We start from the raw sequence: 1,318 nt of genomic DNA on the forward strand, positions 1-1,318 counted from the left end.
CCACGGCTACCTTAATTTTTATATCTTAACGAACGAAGTATTTGGCTTTTGTAATTATAAAATTAAGCAGGGCATTGTACGGTCACTGTAAAAAATTATTCCTAACTGTTTACGTCGTATATTTTGTGTGGACAGGACATTTTACGGGTAAGTCTTATCAGCACCTACACTCAGTTTGGGTTGGCATAAGCTTAAATAACTCATTAGAGATGCCGAAACCACAATTTTATAGTTATTTATTTTTACAGAGTAAAGAGGCGCTGAGTTAAAGCGAAGCTATAGATGCTCAAGGCAAGAGTGCGTTAGAAAAGTGAGAGCCAGGTGCAAAAATGAATGTAAATTTAGATAGGTGCTAGCAATGAATGAATATTTTGAAGATTTTTACAATTATGAGGGGTTTGGTCCTGCTATTAAAGCAAGGCTGCCTAATCAAGAGATACTTCATTTTTATCAAGATAAACTACCAGAACGTTTATTAGAATATTGGACAGAGTATGGTTTCTGTGGGTGGGGAGATGGCATTTTTTGGCTTGTGAACCCACAAGATTACCATGACATTTTGCAAACATGGTTGCAAGATACTGAATTCGCTAAGCGGGCAGAGTCGGGTGTCGATAGTTATTATGTCATTGGGCGAAGTGCGTTTGGGGATTTGATTGTATGGGGTACTAAGTCTGGTCAGAGTTTAGATATAAATTCAAATTTTGGAATGATTTTCCCAACGGACAACACTGCAGATTTAGAAGAAGATGGTGACACATTGACAGTAGATCTATTTTTTGCATCGATGAGTAAAGAACCTCTAGATGAAAAAGACGTCAATGAAAAGCTACTGTTTGAAAGAGCATATAATAAGCTTGGTCCCTTAAATGATGACGAGATGTATGCATTTGTACCGGCATTGGCTTTAGGCGGCACAAACAAATTAGAGAACCTAAAAAAGGTAAACGCTATTGATCATTTAAACTTTTTAGCTGACTTAGATGAAAAACGGGTAATAGCTGATATTGTTTCTATGTCTGATGAGCTACATAAAAAGTAAAAAACTTAATTAATTGCTGATTAAAAAATATAAGTTGAGTAATTACACTTTTACTGTCATTGACTAAGAGATTTTACATGACAAATTCATTTGAAGTATCGATTAAAAGCAATGAAACAAATAGCTTTTTTCGCGGAGAAAAAAACTATTTTGTGAGAACTCCAGACTTTGACCGACATAATCATGGTGCAAACCTTGGCGGACATGTTCAATCTTTTTTAAAAGAGAGTAATGACAACGCTGAAGTTTTCGATAAAGCTTTTATCAAGTTTTTGG

Annotated in this window: 2 protein-coding genes; both read left to right on the forward strand. The window is 35.4% G+C overall.

The window, feature by feature from the left end; all coding sequences use genetic code 11:
- Positions 1 to 358 precede the first annotated feature (358 nt).
- Positions 359 to 1,042: a GAD-like domain-containing protein gene (locus H5072_RS19615; protein WP_182694532.1), complete on the forward strand. Its 684-nt coding sequence runs from the start codon at positions 359 to 361 to the stop codon at positions 1,040 to 1,042.
- A 77-nt stretch (positions 1,043 to 1,119) separates the two neighbouring features.
- A partial coding sequence (locus H5072_RS19620; protein WP_220488727.1) for a hypothetical protein occupies positions 1,120 to 1,318 on the forward strand: 199 nt, incomplete at its 3' end.

Source organism: Pseudoalteromonas sp. SR45-5 (assembly GCF_014163565.1).
Lineage (GTDB): Bacteria > Pseudomonadota > Gammaproteobacteria > Enterobacterales > Alteromonadaceae > Pseudoalteromonas > Pseudoalteromonas distincta.

Bases quoted from the DNA above. Each gene is read 5' to 3' on its own strand.
- H5072_RS19615 (WP_182694532.1), top strand. From the start codon at position 359: ATGAATGAATATTTTGAAGATTTTTACAATTATGAGGGGTTTGGTCCT.